Genomic DNA, 22,267 nt, shown 5'->3' with positions numbered 1-22,267 from the left:
CGTTACTCACTTTCCTTTTCGCTGTTTGCTTTTACCAGGATCTTCTTCATTTTATGATCGAAATCATGGCGGCTCATCATCACGATGTGCCCGCACCCGGTGCATTTGATCTTGATGTCCATGCCGACGCGAATGATCTCCCAGTCGTTGGTGCCGCAGGCGTGCGGCTTTTTCATCAGGACGCGATCGTGCAGTTCATACATCCGGATTCCCCCTTGTTGATTAATTCAGGTCAACGTTGAACAGGTCCAGCAGGCGGGTGAGGTCGTCTTGGGTTTCAAAGTCGATCTCAATTTTACCCTTGCCCTGCTTGCTTTGGGCGATGTTGACCTTGGTGCCGAAGCGATCCTGGAGCTGGTGCTCGCTTTCGCGTAAAAATGGCGACTTGGGCGCGGGCTTCTTGGCGGGCTTTGCGCCTTCGTTCATCTGGTTGATCAGGCGCTCCAGCTGGCGGACGGTCAGGTTGTCCTGCACCGTCTTTTTAGCCAGCGGCACCAGGCGCTTCTTGTCCTTGAGCGACAGAAGCGTGCGGGCCTGGCCCATCGACAGCTTTTTCTCGTTCAGCAGCTTCTTCACCGCATCTGGCAGGGTCAACAGGCGCAGGTAGTTGGCGATGTATGGCCGACTCTTACCGAGGCGCTTGGAGACTTCCGCCTGGGTCAGGCTGAGCTTCTTGATCAGTGTATCATACGCCTGCGCCTCATCGAGCGGGGTGAGGTCCTCGCGCTGCAAGTTTTCCAGCACCGCGATTTCCATCATTTCCGGATCATCAAAGGTCCGGATGATCGCCGGAATGGTTTTCTTGCCGGCCAGCTTGGACGCGCGGAACCGCCGCTCGCCAGTGATGATCTCGTAACCGGAGACGCTTTTGCGCACGATAATGGGCTGAAACACCCCGGTTTGCTTGATCGACGCGGCCAGCTCGCTTAAGGCCGCCTGGTCGAACGACTTGCGCGGCTGGTACGGGTTCGGGCGAATGTCCTTAAGGGGCAGTTCGTCCACATTGTTCACCGTCAGGTCTGGGCTTTCGAAGTCCTTGAAAATGGCATCGATGCCTCGCCCTAAGCCTTTGTTGTTTTTATTCACCATGGGCCGCTAGCACCTCCTTAGTCAACGCTTCGTATACTTCTGCGCCTTTGCTCTTCGGATCATAATCGATGATCGGCAGGCCGTAGCTGGGCGCCTCTGCCAGGCGGGTGATGCGCGGAATGACCACGTCGTACACCTTATCGCCGAAGTACTTGCGCACCTCTTCGATGACCTGCGCGCCTAAGTTGGTGCGAGCGTCGTACATCGTGAGCAAAACCCCTTCGATGCTCAGCGTCGGGTTAAAGTGCTTTTGCACCAAACGCACCGTGTTGAGCAGCTGGCTCAACCCCTCCAGCGCGTAGTACTCACTTTGGACCGGAATCAGAATCGAATTGGCCGCGGTGAACGCGTTGATCGACAGCTGGCCCAAAGACGGCGGACAATCGATCAGCACGTAGTCGTACTGGTCAAGCACCGGCTGCAGACCCAACTTGAGCCGCATCTCGCGCGCCATCTGGTTGGTCAGCTCGATTTCCGCGCCGGCCAGTTGAATGGTGGCGGGCACGATTGAGAGGTTCTGGTGTTTGGTTTTCATGATGGCCGACTGAATCGGCTCTTCCGAAACCAGCACATCGTAGATATCCCTTTCAACTTCGGCCTTTGGCACGCCAACGCCGGACGTGGCATTGCCCTGGGCGTCGGCGTCAACAATGAGGACGCGTTTACCGGCACTGGCCAGACAGGCCCCCAAATTGATGGTCGTCGTGGTTTTCCCGACGCCGCCTTTTTGGTTTGCGATTGCAATCACATGTGCTGCCATCTTGCCCTCCTACTTCTTTCCCTTTGGGATTTCAATGATGAAGCGGTAGGCCGCAGCGGTCTCCTCTTCCTTCACCTGCGGGGTCAGCCCGGCGTCTTCGATCAGCTTGACCGACTGCTTCAAGGTGTTGACCGCCATGCGCGCGTCCTTGGTGATCGGCTTGCGGCGCCGGCGCGGCTTCTTGGCCTTGCCTTGGTCCTTCGCCGCGGTCGTCGACTTGGCCTGCTCGGCGGCGGCATCGGCGGGTTTCACGCCCAGCGTTTCATCGACCAGCTGGGCGGTTTCCTTCACGGTCAGGTGATTGGCCAAAATCTCGTGCAGCAGCAGCTGCTGGTGGTAATCATCCACTTTCAGCAGCTCGCGGCCGTGGCGCTCGGACAACTGGCCGTTCATGATCGCATCTTGAACCGAATCAGAGAGCTTTAGCAGGCGCAGCTTATTGGCGACAAACGACTGGCTCTTGCCCAGCTGCTTGGCCAGGTCCTGCTGCGTCATCGCATTCAGCTTCATGAGGTCAGTGTACGCCTCGGCCTCTTCGATTGGGGACAGGCCCTCGCGCTGCAGATTTTCAATCAGCGCCATCGCTGCCGATTCCTCATCGCTCATTTTCTGAACAATGGCCGGTGCCTTCTCAAAATGCAACGACTGCATCGCGCGAAAACGGCGCTCGCCGGCGATGATCTCGTAGTGGTCAGACTCGTACTCGCGCACCACAATCGGCTGAAGCAGCCCGTGCTCGGAAATTGTGTCGGCCAGTTCTTTGATGGCCTCGGGACTGAACACTTTACGCGGCTGGAAACGGTTGGGCACGATGGCAGACAGCGGCAGCTCCTGGACTACCGTTTGGTTGCTTTGCGGTTTTTTCTTTCCAAAAAAGAGTGCCAATGGCTAACCTCCTAACGGTTGCTTGCTGGGGGTTCCCGGTTTGCGCGGAAACCGGCCCGGTGTGGTGCTGACTTTATCGACAACGATCAGGGTGCGCGGATCGCCGGTTTCCGGCAGGTTGAGGGTTTTCACTTGCTTCAGTTTGCCGCCCAGCTCCCCAAACGCGGTTTTGGCATGGGCGATTTCTTCCTCACCCTTGCTGCCCTTCAGCGCGACGAACTGGCCGCCCGGCCGCACCAGCGGCAGGCACAGCTCAGCTAGCACGTTCAGCGGCGCCACGGCGCGGGCAACCACCACATCATAGGCCTCACGGTGCGCACTGCGCTTGCCGCCGAACGTCTCGGCCCGGTCGTGGTAAAGGTGGACGCTGCTGAGGCCCAGCGTCTGAACCAGCGCTTCGAGAAATGCGATCCGCTTGTTGAGCGAATCAACGATCGTCACGTCCAGCTGCGGCGCCATGATCTTGACCGGCAGGGACGGAAAGCCTGCCCCGGCACCGACGTCACACACCGTCAAGGGGTCGCTCAACAACTGCGGCGCAGCGGTCAGCAGCGTCAGGGAATCATAAAAGTGCTTGAGGTAGACTGCCGGCTGCTCGGTGATTGCCGTCAGGTTCACGTGTTCGTTGGCTGCCACCAACTCCTGGTAGTAGCGCGCGAATTGGGCCAGCTGTGCGGCGCTAGGCGCAGTCCCCAGTGCCGCCACCGCGGCTTTGAACTCGGCTTCATCCATCAGTCTGCCTCCCTTCTCTGCCCGGGGTTAGCCCCGCGCAGTGTGAAACTTTTTACTGGTTTCACGACACCCTCTAGTTTAACTTAATCGGCCGCCAGTCACAACCTGACATCCGGGGCGAAAAACACTGCCCACCGCGATTGGCCGCGTTTTCGCCGCCGCCTTGGTGCTTTTGCTTTACCGCTTCGTGTGCTAAAATTGTGCGCAAGTAGAACGAGAAAGGAAGCGCGCTATGGCAGAGCCAATTCGCATCGCGTACTTATATGAAGACCTGATGAACACGTACGGGGACAGCGGCGACGTCAAGATCCTGCGCTACTGGCTGGGCCAGGAAGGGTATGCGGTCGTTGTGGACAACGTCAGCTTGGGCACCCCGTTTAACGCGGCGGACTATGATTTTGTCTTCTTCGGCGGCGGCCAGGACTACGAGCAAACCGTCGTGGCCAAGGACCTGCCCCGCTTCAAGGATACGCTAGCGGACTATATCGAAGCCGGCAAGCCCATGCTGGCGATCTGCGGCGGCTACCAGCTGCTCGGCGCCTACTACAAGACCTCAGACGGCACCACCATCAAGGGCCTCGGCATCCTGCCGCTGCACACCGTGTTCAAGGCGGACGCGCGCATGATCGGCGACACCGAGTTTGAAACCGAATACGGCACAGTCAAGGCGTTCGAGAATCACAGCGGCCGCACGTACTTCGACGACAAAAACAAGCTGCACCCGCTGGGCAAAATGATTCAGGGCTACGGCAACAACCCAGATGACGGCGTGGAAGGCATGCGCTACAAAAACACGTTTGGCAGCTACGCTCACGGCCCGATCCTGCGCAACGCAAACATCGCCAAGGCCATCGCCAAGCTTATCGTCAAAAGCCACCTAGACCGCGTGGGTCAGCCCACCGCCTAGCTGCGCAAAAGCACCCCACCAAGTCATCAGGCTTGGTGGGGTGCTTTTCAGTTAACCCTAGTCTTCTTCGATCACGGTGCCAGCATTAGGGCCAGCGTCGAGCTTGATAATGCGGTCAACGGAAATCACCACTGCGGCAATTGCGGCTGGCAGATGCTTGCTTTGCGCAAAGGCCTGCGCGTCGTCAAAAATCTTGCCATCCTTGTGAATTTCAACGGTGCCCTCAAAGCGGAAGCCCTTGAGCTTGCTGCGGTCGACTGAAGCCACCGCGGCCTTGCCGTTGTTTTGCAGGTTGTGCCAAGCGTGACGCCCGGTTTCCTCGTTGTAGATCAGGTGATGGTCGTCAAAGACCCGCATGGTGCCTTTCGGGCCGACTTGCGGATTCCCATTTTCATCCGCCGTGGCTAAAAAGTTGAGTTGTGAGCCGATCATGTCTTTCATTTCTTGTGTCAATGTTGCCATGAGATCAGATCCTTTCGCTTACTTTTTGTTACCAGAATAGTATACCACACCAGCGGTCTAACGGCGCTTCGGCCACCAAAAACTAATCAGCAGCGCCAATAGGCCACCCATCACCAGACCCACCAGGCCAACCAGAAACGGGTTGGGCGCCAGCGGCCGCAGCAGCCACCATTCGCCAACCGCCCCGATCGCCAAGCCGGCGACCAACCCAAGTGAGGCCCATAGTCTGCGCCGCATCACAGCCGCGCCAAGATTGTATAGCGGGTCGGCTTCTCCTTGCCGGCATTCGGATCTGTGTCAGCGCCTTCGTAAAACACGTCAAAGCGGCCCTGACCGTCCTTGGCCACGATCAGCCCCTTAGTCGAGGCGTGGTCCACCTTAAAAATCTCCGCCGACCGCCGCGCGGCCTGGAAATCGTAGTCGCTGGCGATCGCGTCGCCGGGATTGAAGAAAATGGTTTCTTCTGCCATATTGCTCACTCCTTTGCGTGTGCCTGGACGTCTTTGACCTTCGCGATAATGGCCTTCACGAACGCCGCGAACGCCGGCATGTCAGACTTTTCGGCGCCTTGCTCGATCTTGACCGGGGCGGCCCCGACCACTGCGCCGGCCTGCTCAAACGCCGCGTCGAACAAGTCAGGTGCGGTGTTGTAATCCTTGCCGTACCACGGGTCGCCGGTGCCGGCCACCCCGACGACAACCGGCTTGCTGAGATCCACCTGCGGAATATCTTCATAGAAGTCATTAACTGGCGGCGGCACAATGCCGCCCAGCCAGGTGTAGGTGGAAATGATCACGGCGTCGTAATTGGCCATCACCGCGGCGTCGGTTTGCTGCATCTGACCCACCGTGACCGTTGCCCCTTCGCGTTCAAAGAACAGCTGCAAGATCCGAGCCATCCCTTTGGCGTTACCCGTCACGGATTCGTACAAGATCAAAATCGTCATCGCGCTCACCTCTGCCTCTAGTATACCCTGTCAGATGGAAGAGGGAAAAGGGTTTCAGGCTGCAGGCTGCGAAGCCGAACGCACTTAGCCCGATGGCTAGCCTAGCTCAAGTGCTGGTGCCGCGCAGCGGTGCCTGCGCTTGAGCGTAGCTAGCCACTCGGGCATTGTTCGGCTGAGCGCAACTAGGCTGCAGGCTGCGAAGCTGAGCGCTCTTAGCCCGACGGGTAGCCCAGCCCAAGTCATTACCGCCGCTTTTTGGCGGTGAGGGCTTGAGCGTAGCTACCTGCTCGGGCGTTGCTCGCCTGAGCGCACCTACGCAAAAAGCCGCCGAGTCTCCTCAGCGGCTTTTCCACTAAACTTATTCCGCGTAGTTAAAGTGAGTCAAAGGCGCGTGCTTCACGTCCTCGATTGTCTTGGTGCCAGCAAGCTGCATGGTGATCTCAAGCTCGTGGTTGAGCTCTTCGAAGACGGACTGCACACCTTGCGCACCGCCCAAAGCCAGACCGTAAATGACCGGCCGGCCCATGGCAACCAGGTCAGCGCCTGCAGCCAGCGCCTTGAAGACGTGGCTGCCGCGACGAACGCCGGAGTCAAAGATGATCGGAACTTGGTGGTTAACGGCCTTGGCAATGGCCGGCAGGACATCGATCGATGCCGGGCCACCGTTCAGCTGACGGCCGCCGTGGTTGGAGACATAGATGCCGGCGGCGCCAGCGCCAATTGCGCGCAGCGCGTCTTCTGGAGACTGAATGCCCTTGACGATGACCGGCAGGTGCGTGTAGTCCGCGATGCGGCGCACGTCGTCTTCAGAAATCTTCTGGGCGGCACTGGCGTAAATCTCGCCGATGCCCTTGCCCTTACCGTCGCCTTCGGAGAACTTGGTCAAGTTCGCCATCGGGATCGGGAACTGGAAGTTATTGACGATATCGGCTTCACGATAGCCATCAACTGTGGCGTCGACGGTCAATAGAATCGCCTTAACGCCGGCCTTAACGGCTTCGTCCAGGAGGCTTTCGTTAAAGGTCCAGTCCTTGCTCATGTACAGCTGGAAGAACTGAGGCGCACCGTTGCCGGCTGCCGCAGTGTCAGCAATCGAGGTGGAAGAGTAAGTACTCTGCGCCATCAGACCGCCAACGGCCGCAACGCCGCGCGCGGTGTCCTTTTCGCCTTGACTGTGGGCTAGGCCCTGAGCCGCAGTGGGTGCCATCATGATCGGGGTCTTCAGGTCAAGGCCGAAGACGTGAGTCGCCGTGCTTGGCTGCTCGATGTTCGACAAGGCCTTAGGAACGATCTGCAGATGACCAAACGCGGCCGTGTTCTGGCGCAAGGTCCAGTCATCCTCGGAGCCGCCGGCGATGTAGCCAAAGCCGCCAGTTGGGATGATCTTCTTGGCCTCTGCCTCAAGACTTGGCAGGTTGACGATGTCCAACTTCTGTTCGCGATCACTTTGTTCGTAGCCATTTGTTAAAGTCATATTGATTGCCTCCAATGGGTTAATTGATTACGAGTACAATCATATCACTTACATTTTATAAGTAAACAGAAAATGGCTAACTTTTTGCAAGTAAACTAAAAACCAGGCTCAGCGCCCGGTTTAATTGACTTGATTGACGAATCTTCAGTTGCGTCATTCGTGCGTCACCAATAATTTCAACTTTAACCCCAGTCCTGTCGCATAGCGATCCAGCGTCCTGAGTGATGGCAAGGAGTCCATGCGCTCGATTTTTGCCAGCTGCGGTTGCTTCATCCCGATTTTTTGCGCGAGGTCGTGCTGCGACAGTCCCTGCCGGATGCGTTCACTGTGAAGTGCGGCAAGGGTATCGATCACCTCAAGCTCCTCTGAAGAAAACGCCTCGTCCATCTTACTTTCAAAGCTTTTCCAAGTTGCCATTAGCGTTTCCCCTTTCGCTTTAACCAATCCTCAAGCCGCGAGAGTGCGCGGAGGATTTCCCGCGGATCTGTGCGGTTTTGACGTTTTGTATAGTGGGACAGGATGACGTACCGGTCCTTACCCGAAAAGGAGAAGAACACCCGCTCAGGGAGTGGACGCAGTTCAAACAGCCTCGAAGCATAGCCCTTCAACTCTTTTACCTGAGGCATCCTTAATGCAGGGCCTAAATTTTCCAGCAGTTTCATCTGGTATCTCATCTTCTTGAGGACCATTCTATCCGTCTGATCATGGCTGATCAGCAATTTCTCCAGATATGTTTGGAAGTCGCTATATCCGTCCTTGTCTTCATAGAAATCGATGATATACATGGAGGCACTCACTTTCTTAAGGCGCCTTCGCCAATAATGTTAACACGTTTGCTATTGTCTGAAAATAGCAAACGTGTTAACTTTTCCGGTCAACAGTTGATCCACACAAATATTACGCAGAGGGCGCTGAATATCCTCAATGCCCGTTCTGCGTTTCAGCGGTTAATACACTTTTGCCTAGAACATCTGAAGCTAAAAAAAAGCCAGTCAACGGCTGGCTTCAAACTCATCTTATAGATTAATTAGTCCACCGCAGCTTCCGGTGCCTTGCTGCCGGTCAGGATGAAGTGAATCGCATCCTGCAGCTCGCTTTCGCGGAAGAAGCGGATGTCGGGCTCTTTGCCGAACCGGTCCACTTCGATTACCGGTTCAAAGCCGGAAAAGCGCAGCAGCATTTTTTGCAACCAGGCGTTCCAGACCTCAGTGGTCAGGCCTTGGTGATTGGCCAAGTTGCGGCGAATGATCACGTTCTTGTTCTCGAAGCGCCGCACGCGCATCGGCGTGTCCTGGGCGTTTGCCAGCGTATTCAGATAGGCGAAGCGATCCATGAATACCAGCTCCTTCCACTAGCCCCTTCAACAATTCTCCTTACTTATATTGTACAAACATCTGTTCGTTTTTGCAACCAAAACAACTTCGCTGCGCATTTGGCCTGAAATTCGGTATACTAGACGTAGAACATGAATCAAGGAGGTTCACACTAGTGAATGAAAAAGACCAACTGAGCGCTTTTGCACGCGAGATCATTGAGTTCCAGCGCAAGAATGACCTCACGGATACGGAAATGGCACTAAACAGCCACGTGTCAGTGGAGCACATCCACAACATCAAGGCGATGCGTGAGCAGCCGGAAGCAAGCGTTGTGGCCAGCCTCCGCGACTACATGGAACACAAGCCAACCGGCAAGTAAATCGCTTAACCCAAAACGAGCCGCCCATCCCCTATCGGATGAGCGGCTCGTTTGTCTTTAATCAGTTTGTTTCGGCACAATCTTCATCAGCGTGTCGTTAGGAATGCGGATCAGGTCAAAGCGCTCGGCGACGTGGCCAACGTGCATGCCCAAGCCGTTGAGGACTGTCGGCTTGAAATGCGCGGTCATGGTCGCCACATAGGCTTTTTCCGTGGTGCCATCCAGCGCGATCAGCTTCTTGTGGTCCCACGGGTACATGCTGGCCTTCATGGTCAACGGGTCGCTGCCCAGTGAAATATCGGCGTCACGGCTGTTGGTCTGGTTCTTAGCGCCGGCCGTCCAGTAGGTGTAGTAACGCACCGGCTGCTTGCCGTTGCCGGACGCCACCGTCACGTAGTAAGACCGCGTGGCGCCGGTTTGCAAAATCAGCGGGTGGTAGGCGTAGCGCACGCTGACGACACGGCTGTCGGCGTAATCGATCGGCCGCAGCCAAGAGACCCACACCATGAAGTAGGCGGCCGCTACTAGGATGACCACTTCAACGAGGTCGACCAGCCAGGTCGGACCCGGCTTTTTACCGGTCACCACCATCTTCAGGTGGCGGGAGCGGATGTTCCAGATGATGAAGCCAAGGTACGCTGCCAGCAGCACCCAGGCGATGACACCAAGCCAATTCCACATAGTCTTTCCTCCAAGCGTTAGTGCTGCGCGTCTGCCTGTGCGACCGCCTGTTGGCCGAGCAGGTTCAGGTAGTTCCACGGCCGGTCATACCAAGGATTGAACAGCATATCCACGTAGGCCAAGTCATCGATCGTGTTGCGGTTTTGAATCATCACTGACAGCAGGTTAGCCGACTGCGCAACGTCGTACTGTGAAAACAGCTGGCCGCCCAGGATGCGGCGATTACTGCGGTCGTACACCAGGCGCAGAGACACGCGCGCGGTCGTCGGCATGAACTCAGGCCGATAATTATCCACTAGGTCCGCGGCCGCCGCGTCAAAGCCGGCCTTTTTTGCGCGGCTCAGGGTCATCCCGGTGCAGGCCAGCGTTTTGTCGTAAAGCCGCAGCGCCGAGGTCGCCTGCGTGCCCATGTAGCGCGTGTGGTTGCCGAACACATTGATGCCAGCGAGTTTGCCCTGGCGCACCGCGTTGGTGGCCAGCGGCGCATAGGCGTCCTTATGAGTCGGATTAAAATGAACCGCCACGGTGTCCCCCGCCGCGTAAATGTCAGGCGATGAGGTCTGCATATAGTCGTTGACGTGGATCGACCCGTCGGCGTTCAGATTGACCTGCCCATCCACCAGCTCCGTCATCGGCTGAAACCCGACGCAGACAACCGCTAAGTCCGCCTGCCATTCACCCTTGTCGGTGGTAATAAAGACGTGCTGGTCATCGCTGTCAAACTTCAAGGCAATCTCTTGCAGGTGAGAATCGACGCCGTGCGCCAAAAGCTCGGCTTCAACCTCTTCAGCCAGCGGCGTGTCGACATAATGACTCAGCAGATGGTGCACCCCATTGATGAACAAAATGTCGTGGCCCGTGCGGCTGTACGCTTCGGCCAGTTCAACGCCGATGTAACCGCCGCCGATGATGGCAATTTTGTCGGCTCCTTCAGCGGTTTGCTTAATGGCCAGCGCGTCATCGTAGTTCTTGCACATCAAGACCCGCGGCACACTGACGCCTTGAATCGGCGGAATCACCGGGTAACTGCCGGTGGACACGATCAGCTTATCATAGGTCGCGGAGAACTTTTCGCGCGTGGCCATGTTTTGAATCGCGAGGCTGTGGTGCTTGCTGTCGACACGCAGGACATCGTGCCGCAAGTGAACATGAATGTTCGGGCCTAACGCTTCCAGACTCTCCTTGCTGGCGTAAAACAAGGTCTTCGGGTCCGTCACAGTGCCTTCCAGGTACAGCGCGATCCCGCAGGAAAGAAATGAAATGTCGTCGCGGCGTTCATAAACATCGACCGTAGCCTCCGGGTGGGCCGCCGCAATCTGCGTGACCGCGGCCGTCCCGGCATGCGTGCAACCGACAATGGCAATCTTCATGGCGGACTTTCCTCCTCGCTCAAATTCATTACTACCATTATTACACGATTGTATGGAAAGCAAAAGGCGGCACACTATCAGTTTTTGTAAGATTCACGCTACAATTAAACCAAACCACCTGTTACGCCACAATCGGAGGTGAAACGTATGGAAATCGCACTGATTGGCGCCGGCCCGCGCGGCCTGCTGGTCCTTGAGCGCCTGAGGGCCTGGCAGCAAGCTGCCGAAACGCCCTTGACCGTCACCTTGTACGACCCGTTCCCCATCGGTGGCCGCGTCTGGCGGCGGGACCAAGACCCGCATCTGATCATGAACACCGCCGCCCAGCACATCACGCTGTTTTACGATCGCACCGTTGAAGACCCGGGGCCCGTCATGCCCGGCCCCGACCTGGCCCAGTGGGCCAAACAGGACGCCGCGGCGTACATTGGTCAAGCCGGCGGGCCGAACGCTTCAGCCATGCAGCAAGCCGCGGCGACACTGGGGCCCAACGACTACCCGCCGCGCGCGCTGTACGGCTATTACCAGAGCTGGTTCTACAGGCAGATGCAAAAGCGCAAGCCTCAGAATATGACCATCGCGTTTCGTCAGGCCACCGTGATGGCCGTTAAACCTGGGCCGCCGTACGCCGTGATGACCGAGGCGGCCAGCGAAAATTTTGACGGCGTCGTCATGGCGCTTGGCACCATCGAAAACACGCTGACTCGCGAGCAGGCCGCCTTGCAGTGTTTCGCCCAGGCGCAAAATCGCTTCTACCTGCCGCCGGGCTTTCCGGCCGAGGGGGACCTGAGCACCGTGACCCACCAAGACGTCGTGATCCTGCGCGGCCTGGGGCTGAGCTTCTTCGACTTTGTCAGTCGGCTCACCGAGGGCCGCGGCGGCACCTTCACGGCGGAGGCCTCAGGCGGCTTGACCTACCATGCCAGCGGCAAAGAGCCCCACCTTTTGGCCGGTTCGCGCCGCGGCCTGCCCTATCACGCCAAAGCGGCCAACGAAAAGGCCCCGGGTGAACTGTGGCCCGCGCGCTTCTTGACAGGGCCGCAGCTAGCGGCATGGGAAAAGGCAGGCCCGCTGGCCGGCGACACCTTCTGGCAGGGTCTGCAGCGCGAGGTCGGCTTCGTGTACTACTCGCTGCTGCTGGCCCAGCGCCACCCTCATCTCGACCTGGCCGCGTTTCAATCCGCCTACCTGCAGCAGCCCGAAGCCGCCGTGCGCGCGCTGCACCTGCCAGCCGCCGAGCGGCTCGACTGGGACAAATTGACCACCGTCCCCGCGGGCGAGCTGCAATCTGCCATTCAAAATTACCTCGCGGCAGATGCCAAGGGCGCCGAGCGCGGCAGCAAAACCGATCCCACTGCCGCCGGGCTGGAGGTGCTCCGCGACCTGCGCGACGCTGTGCGCCAGGTGGTCGCGCGCGGTCTGTTCAGCGACGACGAGTACCTGGACTTTTTCCTGCGGTGGTTCAATGGGACCAACGACTTCCTGTCGATCGGCCCGCCGGCGCTGCGGATCAAGCAGCTGCTGGCGCTCAGCCGCGCCGGGGTCATCACTTTTTTGCCGCGTCAGATGACCATCACCACCCAGGGGTGCTACTTCATCGCCGGGACGAAAACCGACCCTACTTTCAAGGCCCCAGGTACGGCACTGATCGAGGCGCGCGTCCCCGCCGCCAACGCGCCGACTGCCAAAGACCCCCTGCTCACCCAGTTGCGCCACGATGACATGGCGACGCTGCGCGAACTCCAGCTGGCCGGCGACCGCCGCTTTCAGTCTGGGGCCGTCTTGGTCGACCGCGACACCGCGCAGCTGCTGGACAGCCGCCACCGGCCTCAAGGCAAGCTGTTTTTCTGGGGCGTGCCGACGGAAGGCGTCAACTGGCTGACCACTGCCAGCCCGCGCCCTTACGTAAATGACGTCAACTTGCGCCTGGCCAACCGGATCGCACGCCAGCTGCTGAAGTAAGCCGCGGGGCCCGTTTTGATATGGTAGAATTGAGCCATCATCAAAGGAGGGTCAGCCTTGTTTCCGTATGCCAAGTTGCGCACGTTGAACGGATTGGAGTCGTCGGTTTACACTTATATTAACCAGCACCAGGCCGAAGTGGAGCACATGACGATCCGCGAGCTGGCGGAAAACGCGCATGTCAGCACCACCACGGTCCTGCGCTTTGCCAACAAAATGGGCTACGAAGGCTACTCCGAGCTGCGTTACGCCTTAAAGCGCAGCCGCGCGGCGGTGGCCGAGTCTGCCCCCTTATCGGACCAAGACATGTCCGCACCCTTGGCCGAGTTCTTTGAGACCGTGACGACGCCGGAATTCAGCAAGCTGGTCGACCAGGCCGTCGCCCACCTTGAAGAAGCGCCGCTGGTCCTGCTTTGCGGCATCGGCACCGGCGCAGCCTTGGCCGAGTACGGCGCGCGCTTTTGGTCAAACAGCGGGACCTTTTCGCTGGCCCTGACCGATCCTGACTACCCCTTCCCGGCGCAAACCGCGGTGCTGCAAAACACCGTGATGGTCGCGCTGTCGGTTTCCGGCGAATCGCAACCAGTGATCGACATGGCCACCCGCGCCCAACAAACCGGCGTTTACGTGATCGCGATGACCGATCACGCCGACTCCACGCTGGCCCACCTCGCCGACCTGGTCATCACGTATTACCTGCCGGAACTGACGCGCGGCGCCTTGAACCTGACCACGCAGGTGCCGATCATCTACCTGCTGGAGCTCATCGCCCACCGGCTGGAGCAGCCCCGCTAACAAATTGACCCACCAAAAAGCAAGCTGAAACCCTCAGCTTGTTTTATTTTGGTTATTTGTTTTTTAGTGGGGTCAAATTCTTTCTTTCTGTGGTGCAAACGGTTACACTAAAAATGTGGTTAACCACTCGGCGGATTTTTTCCGTCGCTGCTTTCCGCATTGCGGGCTCATCAGTCTGGCAGACGTGTCAGACCAAATAAAATGAGAACGCTATCCGGAACCGTTTTCGCGCAAGGGCACTACCGGCGCTGGCCAAGTCAGCATCAATTGTTCACATTCCGTATGCCAGTGCCAAGCCCCTGCACGGGGGTAAACATTTTTTGGGAGGAATTTTCTATGCAAGCCATTATGAACCTGCTGGAAAAGTACGTCGTCCCAGTGGCTGCTAAGATCGGGTCGATTCCTTGGCTGGTCGCGCTGCGTGATTCATTTATCGCCACGCTGCCGATCACCATGGCCGGCTCTCTTGCAACCCTGCTGAACGCGCTGCTTTCCACCTACCCTGCACAGTGGGGTTGGACAAGTTTCGTCAATGCCGTGCAGCCGATCATCATGATCGACAACACCGTGTCCGTTGGTTCTTTGACCATCTTCGCCGTCTTCTTCTCCGCCATGTGGGGCTATCACCTCGCTGAAGCGTACCAGGTCGACGGGGTCGCCGGAACCTTGATTTCACTTTCCGCCTTCTTCATGGGCATCAACAGCAGCGCCAGCCTGGCCCTCACCGGCAAGCTGAGCAAGTCTGCAGTTAAAGTCATCACCACTGCCGGCGGCTCTTACGCCAATGGCAGCCTGTCCGTACCGAACGCCTTTGGCACCGCGAACCTGGGCTCTTCAAGCCTGTTCACGGCCATGATCTTCGGCGCGATTGCCACCGTCGTTTACATCTGGTTGATGAAGAAAGACATCTCCATCAAAATGCCTGACACCGTGCCGCCGGCTGTTTCCAAAGCCTTCACGACCCTGATTCCAGGGATCGCGGCACTGTATGTCATCGCCATCATCACTTACCTGTTCCAGACTTTGACTGGCCAGGCCTTCGGTGACTGGCTGTCTGCCACCATCCAGGCGCCACTGCTTCACGCCGGCCAAGGTGCTGGCATGGTTATCCTGGTTGCCCTGCTGGTTCAGGTCTTCTGGTTCTTCGGGATTCATGGCCCGAACGTCATGGCACCAATTCTGGAATCCATCTGGGGCACTTCCCAGATCGCGAACATCCAGGCCTTCGCCAACCATGATCCGCTTCCTTACAAGTGGGTTCGTGGTTCCTTCGATGCCTACGTTTGGTTCGGCGGTTCAGGTGGTACCATCGTCCTGCTGCTCGCCATCCTGCTGTTCTCGAAGCGTGCTGATGAAAAAGCCGTCGCAAAACTTGCTTTTGCCCCTGGCCTCTTCAACATTAACGAACCAGTCATGTTCGGGCTGCCAATCGTTTTGAACGCGATCTACTTCATCCCGTTCATCGTGGCACCAGTTCTGAACACAGCCATTGCTTACTTCGTCACTGCTGCTGGCTGGGTTGGCCCAGTCAAGATCGCGGTTCCTTGGATTACCCCACCGATCCTGAACGCCTTGATGGCAACCGGGTTCGACTGGCGAGCCGCGGTTCTGGCCCTCGTCAACATGGTCATTGCGTTCTTCATCTGGGTACCATTTGTTATGGCATCCAGCCGTGTTCAAACGGACGCGCCTGACGACGGCACAGCCGCTTAACCGTATGAGCCACTGGTTGTCTTTACCCAACCAGTGGCTTATTATTAACACTAGTGACTGCCGCAACCGGTTTCTTCTGCGGCAGTTTCCCTATTAAATCGAACATAAAGGAGTCAGATAACATGGTTGTTGTTAGTTCTGCACTGTATCTGGATAAGATGATCGCCGTTTTGGAAGCTTACAATGAAGATGGCGTCACCTTCAAGCTGAATAGCAAGCAAGGCATGCGTGCCACATTCAGCACCACTGCCACCGACTTGGATGCGGCGGCCAAAACCGCCAAAGCAGAGATCAAGAAGCAAAGCTGGGCTTCCGCGATCCTGTTCACCGTCGGCGTCGCCTAACTAGCGATGAAGGGACATTACAGTTCCGGTATGTTATCACTGGCCATCGGGTTTTACGTCATCATGATCAGCCCGCAAGGCCCCGGGACCCAGAACCTGGACCCCGGGCTCCTGACGCTCGGTATCGCTTTGGTGGTGCTTGGGTTCGTGCTGATAACACACCGTCGCCGGCGCACCAAGTCATCCAGCGATAGTAAGTAACTTGTTGTGCCAATTGCGGCCTCGCACATGATATGTGCGGGGCCGCTTTTTTGATTGATTTATTTATTTTCCCGTGGGAAGCTTGATCTAGGAGGCGAAGAGAAAATGAAATCATGGGGAATCGTGGTCGCTGTGAGCGTGGGGCTCACTCTGGCCGGTTGTCGCAGTCAGCAGCCCAAGCCAACGAAAAATAACACCGCGAGCAGTAGTGCGGTGGCGCATAAGCCTAGCGCGGTTAGCAAGCTGGACTGGAATGCGGATAAGGCGAAGTCGCTAGAGACGTATATGAAGGGTTTTGGCCCACTGATGCAGCAGAATTATTCTAAGGTCGGCGCGAAGACCGCCACGAAATGGCGGGGCCTGGATCTCAGCAAGGTGATGCAAAAAAAGACGCCCATCACAATTGACGGCCACCAAACCACGGTTAACTGGCTGCCTAAAGCGTCTCGCGGGAGCCGGACCAAACTCAACGTGGTCGCGATTTACGCAGATGATCATGCGGGGATCTTGTATCTCTTCACGCTGACGGAAAATCGCGTGCCGCGGGTGCTGGTCAGTCAGGCCGCGCCCAAGAAACAGGTTCTAAGCACTACCGAGACGGCTAACGGCGAGTTGAAAAAGGCCTTCGCCGCAATCGTTGCCGGCAAGCCTGCAACCCTGCCAGCCAAAGCAAACGACACCAGCAGTTCTCAGATTGCAGCGTCAAGCAGCAATGCTGCCAGTCAGCCCGCTCATGCCGTGGTCTTTGACCAGTCCTTTCAGGGCACTTGGTACAGCCAGAACGGGCAGATGACAATTACAGGCAACTCAATTCAGGACCCAGAATACGGTAATCAACCTGTTTATGATATTCAGGAGCGCACTGCGAATGACACGGCGGCCTTAAACGGCGATTCGACAAAGATGGATCCGGCCAAAGAAGAATGGGGTGCAGCGTATCGGTTTAGCCAAGACGGTAAGTCATGGGTCAACGTCAGAGGTTGGTACCAAAGTGCCGGCGCCGGGGGCTTCTACGCGGTCACCAACCGCAATCTAGGTGGCAAGACCGTGCCTGTACTCGAAACCGCTTCTGGTGGCGGCATGTGGGTGGATCGTAATTACTATCCGACACAGGCGCTCGCAAATCAGTATGGGGCCACCATTTACCCAGATGAGCATACGGCCAACTAACATTAATCAAGAGTCGGATTGCCAGCGTACTCTCTGGTGAAGAAATTCAGTTTTCAGATTATTACCGCGCGCCTTATTGGGGATTTTTTTGGAGGTAAGATAAATGAAATTTTGGCGGACAACAATTTTGCTCAGCTTGGGGCTTGCACTTGCTGCATGCGGCAATCAGCAGCCTAAAAAGGCGAACAGTAACAGTTCGCATGTTAAAGTGGCCGCATCCAGCAGCAAGCGGAACACGGGCGCGACACTTTCTTGGAACCAAACCAAAGCCGACAAGCTGGCGGCGTTCATGAAGGACTTCGGTCCCACCAAGAGTCAGCAGTTTACCCAGGCTGACCTCAATGATCACGTGAAGTGGCAAGGACTCGATTTGACTAAGGTCTACAAGACTAAGCAGCCAATCACGATCGATGGTAAGAAGACTCCGGTCACGTGGCTGCCGAAGAAAGGTCACGCCAGCAAGACGCAGGAAAACGTCGTCGCCGTTTACGTGGATGACCAAGACACCGTCCTGTTTTTGTTCACGCTGACGGCCCAACGCAAAACGCGCGTGCTGATCAGCCAGTATGCCCCGGATGGTCAGATCATCAAGACAACGGACACGACTAACCAAGCAGTCACCCAGGGCTTCCAGAATATTGTCGCAGGCAAGAAAGCGATGCTTGCGAGCCAGACCACCGCGACCTCTTCCTCCAAGACCGCGACCACTGATCAGAACAAAGGCTCGCAGGCGGCAACACCAAAGCAACAAGCCATCGTTCCTGCAGAGTTTCAGCACACTTGGTACACGCAGGACGGCAGTCATAAGCTTTCAACCGTTGCTTTTACGGCCAACACCACGACCGAGGCAGGAATCGAGTTCCAGATTTTCCCATACAATGCGGAAAACGAGGCAGATATCGAGAAGTCAAACTCGGCACCAGTCACCATCGATCCCAAAAAAGAAAACTGGGATGTTGGAAACTATTCGGCGTCAGATAAGACCCTCGGTATCCGGAATTGGTATCAAAAAGTCTCTACGCTCTACAAGATTACGCCGCGAGTACTTGATGGGCAGACTATCCCGGTGCTAGAAGAAGCTGATTCGTACACCCACTATGCCAATTACTATCTCACGCCAGCACTTGCTGCAAAGTACCAGGACAAAGTCTTTCCCGACCAGCATGTTCAGTGACTACTCGCCAAATCGTTCATTATCAGCCCAAAGCGAACCGAGACTAAGCCAACTTCTGCCTAGGCTCGGTTTTTGTCATGTAGAAATCTTTTTATCTGTCCATAAACCGCAAAATGTCCCACCCGGTACAAAATGTCCAGTAGTTCTTTCTGCCTCTCCGTAAATACAAAGCAACCAGGCATCCTGACACGATTCCGAAAAGTGTTCCCGCTGGCAAAACCCCGCTGCAATTCGCTACGCTTAAATCAGGAGGCGAGCGCATGCAACCGTATATTGGCATTCCCACTGACCAGCTGGCCGGTGTCAGTCCCTACATCAACACCCAAAGCGCCAGCATCGTGCCGCAGGCCATCAAAGAGGCCGTCATCGATGCTGGCGGAGTGCCGTTGATCTTGCCGTTTCCCGCCAAAGCGGACCAGATCGACGCGCTGGTTAAAGCCGATGTGGCGGCAATTAGTGGGCTCTTTTTACCCGGTGGGCCCGACCTTGATCCCACGCTGTACGGGCAGGAGCCGGAGCTGAAACTCGGCAGCGTGATCTTACCTGAGGACCGCTTCGAGCTGGCGCTGACCCAGGCGGCGATTCAGAAGGGTCTCCCGGTGTTTGCGATTTGCCGCGGCATGCAGCTGCTGAACGTGGCTTGCGGCGGCGACTTGTACCAGGACCTCGGCACCGACGACCCGCAGGCCCACCTCAGGCACGCCCAAGCCGCACCGGGTCAATATCCGACCCACCACGTGCGGATGGCGGAAGGGTCCCGGCTGGCAGACCTGCTCGGTCCGACTGGGTATGTTAACTCGCGGCACCACCAGGCCGTCCACCACGTCGGCGCGAGCCTGAAAGTATCCGCCCAGGCCCCGGACGGCGTGATCGAAGGCATCGAGTCGCAAACCGGCGACCAGCTGCTCGGCGTCCAGTGGCACCCGGAAAACCTGTCCGCCAGTCAGCCGGCTCAGGGCCGCTTATTCACCGACCTGGTGGCCCGCGCCGGCGCCTTTTCAAAAACTCATCAAAGGAAGTGACCTCATGCGCCCAGTGATTGCTTTAGTGGCCGATGTGATCGCCGATGACAGCGTCCACACCAGCCCGAACACCGTTGATATTTCGCCCACCATGTTCAAGGACACAATCTTGGAAGCCGGCGGGCTGCCGATCACCATCCCGTACCCGACCAATGCGCGCCTGATTCCCGAGGTGATCCAGGCCTACCTGCCGCTGTTCGACGGCCTGATCCTACCCGGTGGCCCCGACGTTGATCCGACCCGCTACGGCGAGCAGCCGCGGCCCCAGCTGCAGGCAGCCAATCCCCTGCTGGATGCGTTTGAACTTGCGCTGATCAAGGCGACATACGCGGCCGGCAAGCCGATGTTTGGCCTGTGCCGCGGCAGCCACATTTTAAATGTCGCGTTCGGCGGCACCCTGTATCAGGACCTGGAAACGGAGAAAACCGACGCCCTGCGCCACCTGCAGGCGACCTCCGGCGAGTATCCGACCCACCACGTGGCGATCGTGCCCCAGACCCGCCTGGCCAAGCTGCTCGGCGATACCGCCTATGTCAACTCGCGTCACCATCAGGCCAGCCGCACGCTGGGCGCGGGCCTGCGCCTCGCCGCCAAGGCCTACGACGGCACCATCGAGGCATTTGAAAGCGAAGAGAACGACCTGATTCTCGGCATTCAGTGGCACCCGGAAAACCTGTGGCAGGACGCGCCGGCGCAGCTCGCCATTTACTCAGACTTCATCGCCCGCGCCAAGGCCCACCGCCAGAGCGCAATGACCTTAGCGGCGGGAACCGCCCGCTAAACTGAAAAACGCCGCAATCGCGGCGTTTTTGCGTGCTTCAGATTATCGGCGGTGGTGCCGCACGAAGGTCATGTAATGCAGGATGCAGGCAAGCAGCACGAAGAAAATGATCACGAAGCTGGCGTACCGCAGCCAAAAGCCGCTGGTGGTCCAGGGCAGCAGCTGCTGAATGCCCATGGTGGCCAGCGCCATCACAGCAATCATGCCGAAAAGCAAAATGTAGCGTTTCAAGGTTTCATCATCCTTTCGCTTCTTGGCGGTCAGCTTGGCCCCAACAGCCTTGGCCTGCGCCACCTTCTTGGCCGGCACAGCGGTCATCCCCCACGTCCCGGGCAGGACCAGCTCCGCAACCTTGTGAATGCCGGCCGCACTCATCGCCTTATCGATCATCGTGAACGTCGCGTCGGTTTGATGCGTGAAGGTGTTGTCCAAACCGCTGGCAAAACAGCTCGAGACGCTGACGTAGTGCTTGTCCTTGTACTTGCCTGGCAGCGTGTCGGCGTCATGCGTCATGCGCACCATCCGGTGACGGAAGCAGTCAAAAAATTGCTTGAACTGACCCGCCACGGTGCCAAAGTACGTCGGGCTGCCCAGCACCCAGACATCGGCGGCGGCAAGTTTGCTTTCCAGCTCATCCAAGACGGGATTTTCTTGGCCCGGCAAATCTGGCCGGATGACGTACTGATTCAGGTCCACGAACTCGGTTTGCGCCCCGCTGGCCCCAGCCAGCACCGCCTTCAGGTACTGGGCGGTCAGCCCATCAGGATCCTGCCCGCCGTATAACCCCACGATTTTCATTTCATTTCACCTCAGTTCCACTGTACGAGAATGATTCCAATCTTGCAATTAAATTTTGGGGCAAGCAAAAACGCCCAACGCTCGCGGCAAGCCGTGGGTCCTGGGCGTCGTTATGATTTAGGCTTCGCGGTAGCGGCGCACCGCCGCCACGCGCAGGCGCAGCAAGTTGTCCGGCACGACTTGCACCTTGCCGCCTTGCGCCAGGGTCATCGCCGCCAAATCGTTCAGCAGGTTGTTGTGCTCGGCCGCGGGGCCATCTGTTTCCAGACGGCCATCTTCCAGCACGCCGCGAATCCGCGCGCCTTGCCGCAGTACCAGGGTGTCGACCGAGCGCTGCTGCAGTGCTTCGATGATGCCGCCGAGGTCCTCGACGTACTTGCCGCTGCCGCGAGCCGTTTCCAGCAGCGCCAGCGTCTCGTCTGCGTGGCGGTCAGCGTAGTCCTGGCGCAGGTCGTCCAGCGCCAAGTCGATGTCGCCCAGGCTCATGTTGCCGGGATTCAGCTCGACTTGCATCGACCCGCTGAGGTGCGGATTGCGGCTGATCTCGCGGAAGGCGGCAATGTTTTCCGGCAGACCGAACAGGATCAGGCGGCGCTGGTTAGGGTTGGAGTAATGGTCGAGGAGGTAGGTATCCACTGCCTGGTAGTAACGGCGGCGGTCGATTTCCTCTTCGCTGGCGCGGTCGGCGTGGCCGTGGTAGCTCGCCTGCCCCGGGCCCTGCGCAACCGTGTTCACCGACCCGCCGCGCTTTTCCGTGCCCAGCGTGCCAAGAAGCGTGACCGGCGCATCGTCAGGCAGGTCGACCATGGTCAGCACATCACCGCGGTTCAGGGCCAACGCGACTTTATCGCGCTGCAAGAGCAGCAGATCAAAGTCGAACTGCCGCTGCGCATCCAGCACCAGCGGCAAAAGCTGCGGCCGGTCCGTGGTCATCGCCGTGGGGCTCACCGCGTACTCAAGGCCAACCGCGATGGCCTGCTGGCCGTTGCTGAGCAGCGCCGCGCCTTGGCCGACAATTGAAATCAGCGGCTGGTCGCCGGCGGCCGCCTTGAGCGTCGCCTCATACGGGGCAAAATCGGTCCCGGGGTGCGTCTGCGCCATCACGTCCTTGGCGTGCGCGGCCAGGTGCCGCAGCGTCAGGCGAGTCGCCTCCACCGTGCGGTCCGCCTCAAGCGGCAGGTACAAGGAAACGAACGGGCCCTTAGTGCTGCTGCTTAAAAAGTCTTGCAAGGAGAGTTGCGTGTCTGTTGCCATATTAGTCCTCCTTTTCGTGGCCCTGTTTGGGCTTCAGTTTAACCTTACCAAG

At 57.8% G+C, this 22,267-nt stretch carries 28 protein-coding genes; 11 read left to right on the top strand and 17 right to left on the bottom strand.

The annotated features are described in order from the left end of the window. Positions 1-2: 2 nt before the first annotated feature. The 5 genes from EKM86_RS02660 to rsmG are packed head-to-tail and all read right to left on the bottom strand — an operon-like array spanning position 3 to position 3,466. The gene (locus tag EKM86_RS02660) at positions 3-203 is read right to left on the bottom strand and encodes a DUF951 domain-containing protein (protein WP_125585323.1); all 201 of its coding nucleotides are present in this window, start codon (positions 201-203) and stop codon (positions 3-5) included. Positions 204-222: 19 nt separating this feature from the next. Continuing rightward, complete coding sequence (locus tag EKM86_RS02655) at positions 223-1,089, bottom strand: ParB/RepB/Spo0J family partition protein (RefSeq protein WP_125754971.1); 867 nt, start codon at positions 1,087-1,089, stop codon at positions 223-225. Beyond that, the gene (locus tag EKM86_RS02650; RefSeq protein ID WP_125754970.1) at positions 1,079-1,849 is read right to left on the bottom strand and encodes a ParA family protein; all 771 of its coding nucleotides are present in this window, start codon (positions 1,847-1,849) and stop codon (positions 1,079-1,081) included. Before EKM86_RS02650 ends, EKM86_RS02655 begins: the two co-directional genes overlap by 11 nt. A 9-nt stretch (positions 1,850-1,858) precedes the next feature. Then, positions 1,859-2,734, bottom strand: coding sequence for a nucleoid occlusion protein (gene noc / locus EKM86_RS02645; RefSeq protein WP_125754969.1), 876 nt, complete (start codon positions 2,732-2,734; stop codon positions 1,859-1,861). Between the two features lie 3 nt (positions 2,735-2,737). Further along, positions 2,738-3,466 carry a 16S rRNA (guanine(527)-N(7))-methyltransferase RsmG gene (gene rsmG / locus EKM86_RS02640; RefSeq protein WP_125754968.1) on the bottom strand — a complete coding sequence of 243 codons (729 nt, stop codon included), beginning with the start codon at positions 3,464-3,466 and terminating at the stop codon, positions 2,738-2,740. A 232-nt stretch (positions 3,467-3,698) separates the two neighbouring features. On the opposite strand from rsmG, the gene EKM86_RS02635 reads away from it, so the two are divergent. Further along, positions 3,699-4,373 (top strand): type 1 glutamine amidotransferase, encoded by a 675-nt coding sequence (locus EKM86_RS02635; protein WP_125754967.1) that lies wholly within the window; start codon positions 3,699-3,701, stop codon positions 4,371-4,373. 57 nt (positions 4,374-4,430) lie between these two features. Here the strand turns inward: EKM86_RS02635 and EKM86_RS02630 are convergent, their stop codons facing one another. The 8 genes from EKM86_RS02630 to EKM86_RS02595 form a co-directional block, all read right to left on the bottom strand. Further along, positions 4,431-4,835: a pyridoxamine 5'-phosphate oxidase family protein gene (locus EKM86_RS02630; protein WP_125754966.1), complete on the bottom strand. Its 405-nt coding sequence runs from the start codon at positions 4,833-4,835 to the stop codon at positions 4,431-4,433. A 57-nt stretch (positions 4,836-4,892) separates the two neighbouring features. Then, entirely contained in the window at positions 4,893-5,072 is a 180-nt protein-coding gene (locus EKM86_RS02625; protein WP_125754965.1) for a hypothetical protein, read from the bottom strand. Then, positions 5,072-5,305 (bottom strand): hypothetical protein, encoded by a 234-nt coding sequence (locus EKM86_RS02620; protein WP_125754964.1) that lies wholly within the window; start codon positions 5,303-5,305, stop codon positions 5,072-5,074. The genes EKM86_RS02625 and EKM86_RS02620 overlap by 1 nt, the downstream gene beginning before the upstream one ends. Positions 5,306-5,310: 5 nt before the next feature. Next, positions 5,311-5,781, bottom strand: a complete 471-nt coding sequence (locus tag EKM86_RS02615) for a flavodoxin domain-containing protein (RefSeq protein ID WP_125754963.1) — start codon at positions 5,779-5,781, stop codon at positions 5,311-5,313. 358 nt (positions 5,782-6,139) lie between these two features. Beyond that, positions 6,140-7,255, bottom strand: a complete 1,116-nt coding sequence (locus EKM86_RS02610) for a lactate oxidase (RefSeq protein ID WP_125754962.1) — start codon at positions 7,253-7,255, stop codon at positions 6,140-6,142. A 153-nt stretch (positions 7,256-7,408) separates the two neighbouring features. Then, the gene (locus EKM86_RS02605; RefSeq protein WP_125754961.1) at positions 7,409-7,672 is read right to left on the bottom strand and encodes a helix-turn-helix domain-containing protein; all 264 of its coding nucleotides are present in this window, start codon (positions 7,670-7,672) and stop codon (positions 7,409-7,411) included. Beyond that, positions 7,672-8,040, bottom strand: a complete 369-nt coding sequence (locus EKM86_RS02600) for a type II toxin-antitoxin system RelE/ParE family toxin (protein ID WP_125754960.1) — start codon at positions 8,038-8,040, stop codon at positions 7,672-7,674. Before EKM86_RS02600 ends, EKM86_RS02605 begins: the two co-directional genes overlap by 1 nt. 242 nt (positions 8,041-8,282) lie before the next feature. Further along, positions 8,283-8,588, bottom strand: coding sequence for a hypothetical protein (locus EKM86_RS02595; RefSeq protein ID WP_125754959.1), 306 nt, complete (start codon positions 8,586-8,588; stop codon positions 8,283-8,285). A 155-nt stretch (positions 8,589-8,743) separates the two neighbouring features. On the opposite strand from EKM86_RS02595, the gene EKM86_RS02590 reads away from it, so the two are divergent. Beyond that, positions 8,744-8,950 carry an LBP_cg2779 family protein gene (locus EKM86_RS02590; RefSeq protein WP_054665217.1) on the top strand — a complete coding sequence of 69 codons (207 nt, stop codon included), beginning with the start codon at positions 8,744-8,746 and terminating at the stop codon, positions 8,948-8,950. A gap of 57 nt (positions 8,951-9,007) precedes the next feature. Here the strand turns inward: EKM86_RS02590 and EKM86_RS02585 are convergent, their stop codons facing one another. Together EKM86_RS02585 and EKM86_RS02580 are read right to left on the bottom strand one after the other, a co-directional pair. After that, positions 9,008-9,631 (bottom strand): LVIS_2131 family protein, encoded by a 624-nt coding sequence (locus tag EKM86_RS02585; protein ID WP_125754958.1) that lies wholly within the window; start codon positions 9,629-9,631, stop codon positions 9,008-9,010. Positions 9,632-9,648: 17 nt separating this feature from the next. Next, positions 9,649-11,001 (bottom strand): FAD-dependent oxidoreductase, encoded by a 1,353-nt coding sequence (locus EKM86_RS02580; RefSeq protein ID WP_125754957.1) that lies wholly within the window; start codon positions 10,999-11,001, stop codon positions 9,649-9,651. A gap of 147 nt (positions 11,002-11,148) precedes the next feature. Here EKM86_RS02580 and EKM86_RS02575 point away from each other — a divergent pair, with 147 nt between their 5' ends. The 9 genes from EKM86_RS02575 (at position 11,149) to EKM86_RS02535 (ending at position 20,163) form a co-directional block, all read left to right on the top strand. Beyond that, positions 11,149-12,963, top strand: coding sequence for an FAD/NAD(P)-binding protein (locus tag EKM86_RS02575; protein WP_125754956.1), 1,815 nt, complete (start codon positions 11,149-11,151; stop codon positions 12,961-12,963). Between the two features lie 57 nt (positions 12,964-13,020). Then, positions 13,021-13,758, top strand: coding sequence for a MurR/RpiR family transcriptional regulator (locus EKM86_RS02570; RefSeq protein ID WP_125754955.1), 738 nt, complete (start codon positions 13,021-13,023; stop codon positions 13,756-13,758). Positions 13,759-14,094: 336 nt separating this feature from the next. Further along, entirely contained in the window at positions 14,095-15,471 is a 1,377-nt protein-coding gene (locus EKM86_RS02565) for a PTS sugar transporter subunit IIC (RefSeq protein WP_125754954.1), read from the top strand. Between the two features lie 122 nt (positions 15,472-15,593). After that, positions 15,594-15,815 (top strand): hypothetical protein, encoded by a 222-nt coding sequence (locus EKM86_RS02560; RefSeq protein ID WP_125754953.1) that lies wholly within the window; start codon positions 15,594-15,596, stop codon positions 15,813-15,815. A gap of 6 nt (positions 15,816-15,821) precedes the next feature. Beyond that, positions 15,822-16,016 (top strand): hypothetical protein, encoded by a 195-nt coding sequence (locus EKM86_RS02555; RefSeq protein ID WP_125754952.1) that lies wholly within the window; start codon positions 15,822-15,824, stop codon positions 16,014-16,016. Between the two features lie 105 nt (positions 16,017-16,121). After that, positions 16,122-17,186: a DUF4767 domain-containing protein gene (locus EKM86_RS02550; RefSeq protein WP_125754951.1), complete on the top strand. Its 1,065-nt coding sequence runs from the start codon at positions 16,122-16,124 to the stop codon at positions 17,184-17,186. Between the two features lie 103 nt (positions 17,187-17,289). Then, the gene (locus EKM86_RS02545; RefSeq protein ID WP_125754950.1) at positions 17,290-18,360 is read left to right on the top strand and encodes a DUF4767 domain-containing protein; all 1,071 of its coding nucleotides are present in this window, start codon (positions 17,290-17,292) and stop codon (positions 18,358-18,360) included. Between the two features lie 260 nt (positions 18,361-18,620). Next, positions 18,621-19,382 (top strand): gamma-glutamyl-gamma-aminobutyrate hydrolase family protein, encoded by a 762-nt coding sequence (locus EKM86_RS02540; protein ID WP_125754949.1) that lies wholly within the window; start codon positions 18,621-18,623, stop codon positions 19,380-19,382. A gap of 4 nt (positions 19,383-19,386) precedes the next feature. After that, complete coding sequence (locus EKM86_RS02535) at positions 19,387-20,163, top strand: gamma-glutamyl-gamma-aminobutyrate hydrolase family protein (protein WP_125754948.1); 777 nt, start codon at positions 19,387-19,389, stop codon at positions 20,161-20,163. A gap of 42 nt (positions 20,164-20,205) precedes the next feature. Here EKM86_RS02535 and EKM86_RS02530 read toward each other — a convergent pair whose 3' ends face one another. Both EKM86_RS02530 and EKM86_RS02525 read right to left on the bottom strand, forming a co-directional pair. Next, on the bottom strand, positions 20,206-20,961 hold the full coding sequence (locus EKM86_RS02530) for a flavodoxin family protein (RefSeq protein ID WP_125754947.1): 756 nt from the start codon (positions 20,959-20,961) through the stop codon (positions 20,206-20,208). 117 nt (positions 20,962-21,078) lie between these two features. Then, on the bottom strand, positions 21,079-22,215 hold the full coding sequence (locus EKM86_RS02525; RefSeq protein ID WP_125754946.1) for a baeRF6 domain-containing protein: 1,137 nt from the start codon (positions 22,213-22,215) through the stop codon (positions 21,079-21,081). Positions 22,216-22,267 lie beyond the last annotated feature (52 nt).

Origin of the sequence: Lacticaseibacillus hegangensis (assembly GCF_003946465.1) — a bacterium.
Classification (GTDB): Bacteria; Bacillota; Bacilli; order Lactobacillales; family Lactobacillaceae; genus Lacticaseibacillus; species Lacticaseibacillus hegangensis.
The sequence above is the reverse complement of the archived record's forward strand: the minus strand, read 5'-3'. Positions and strand labels throughout refer to the sequence as shown.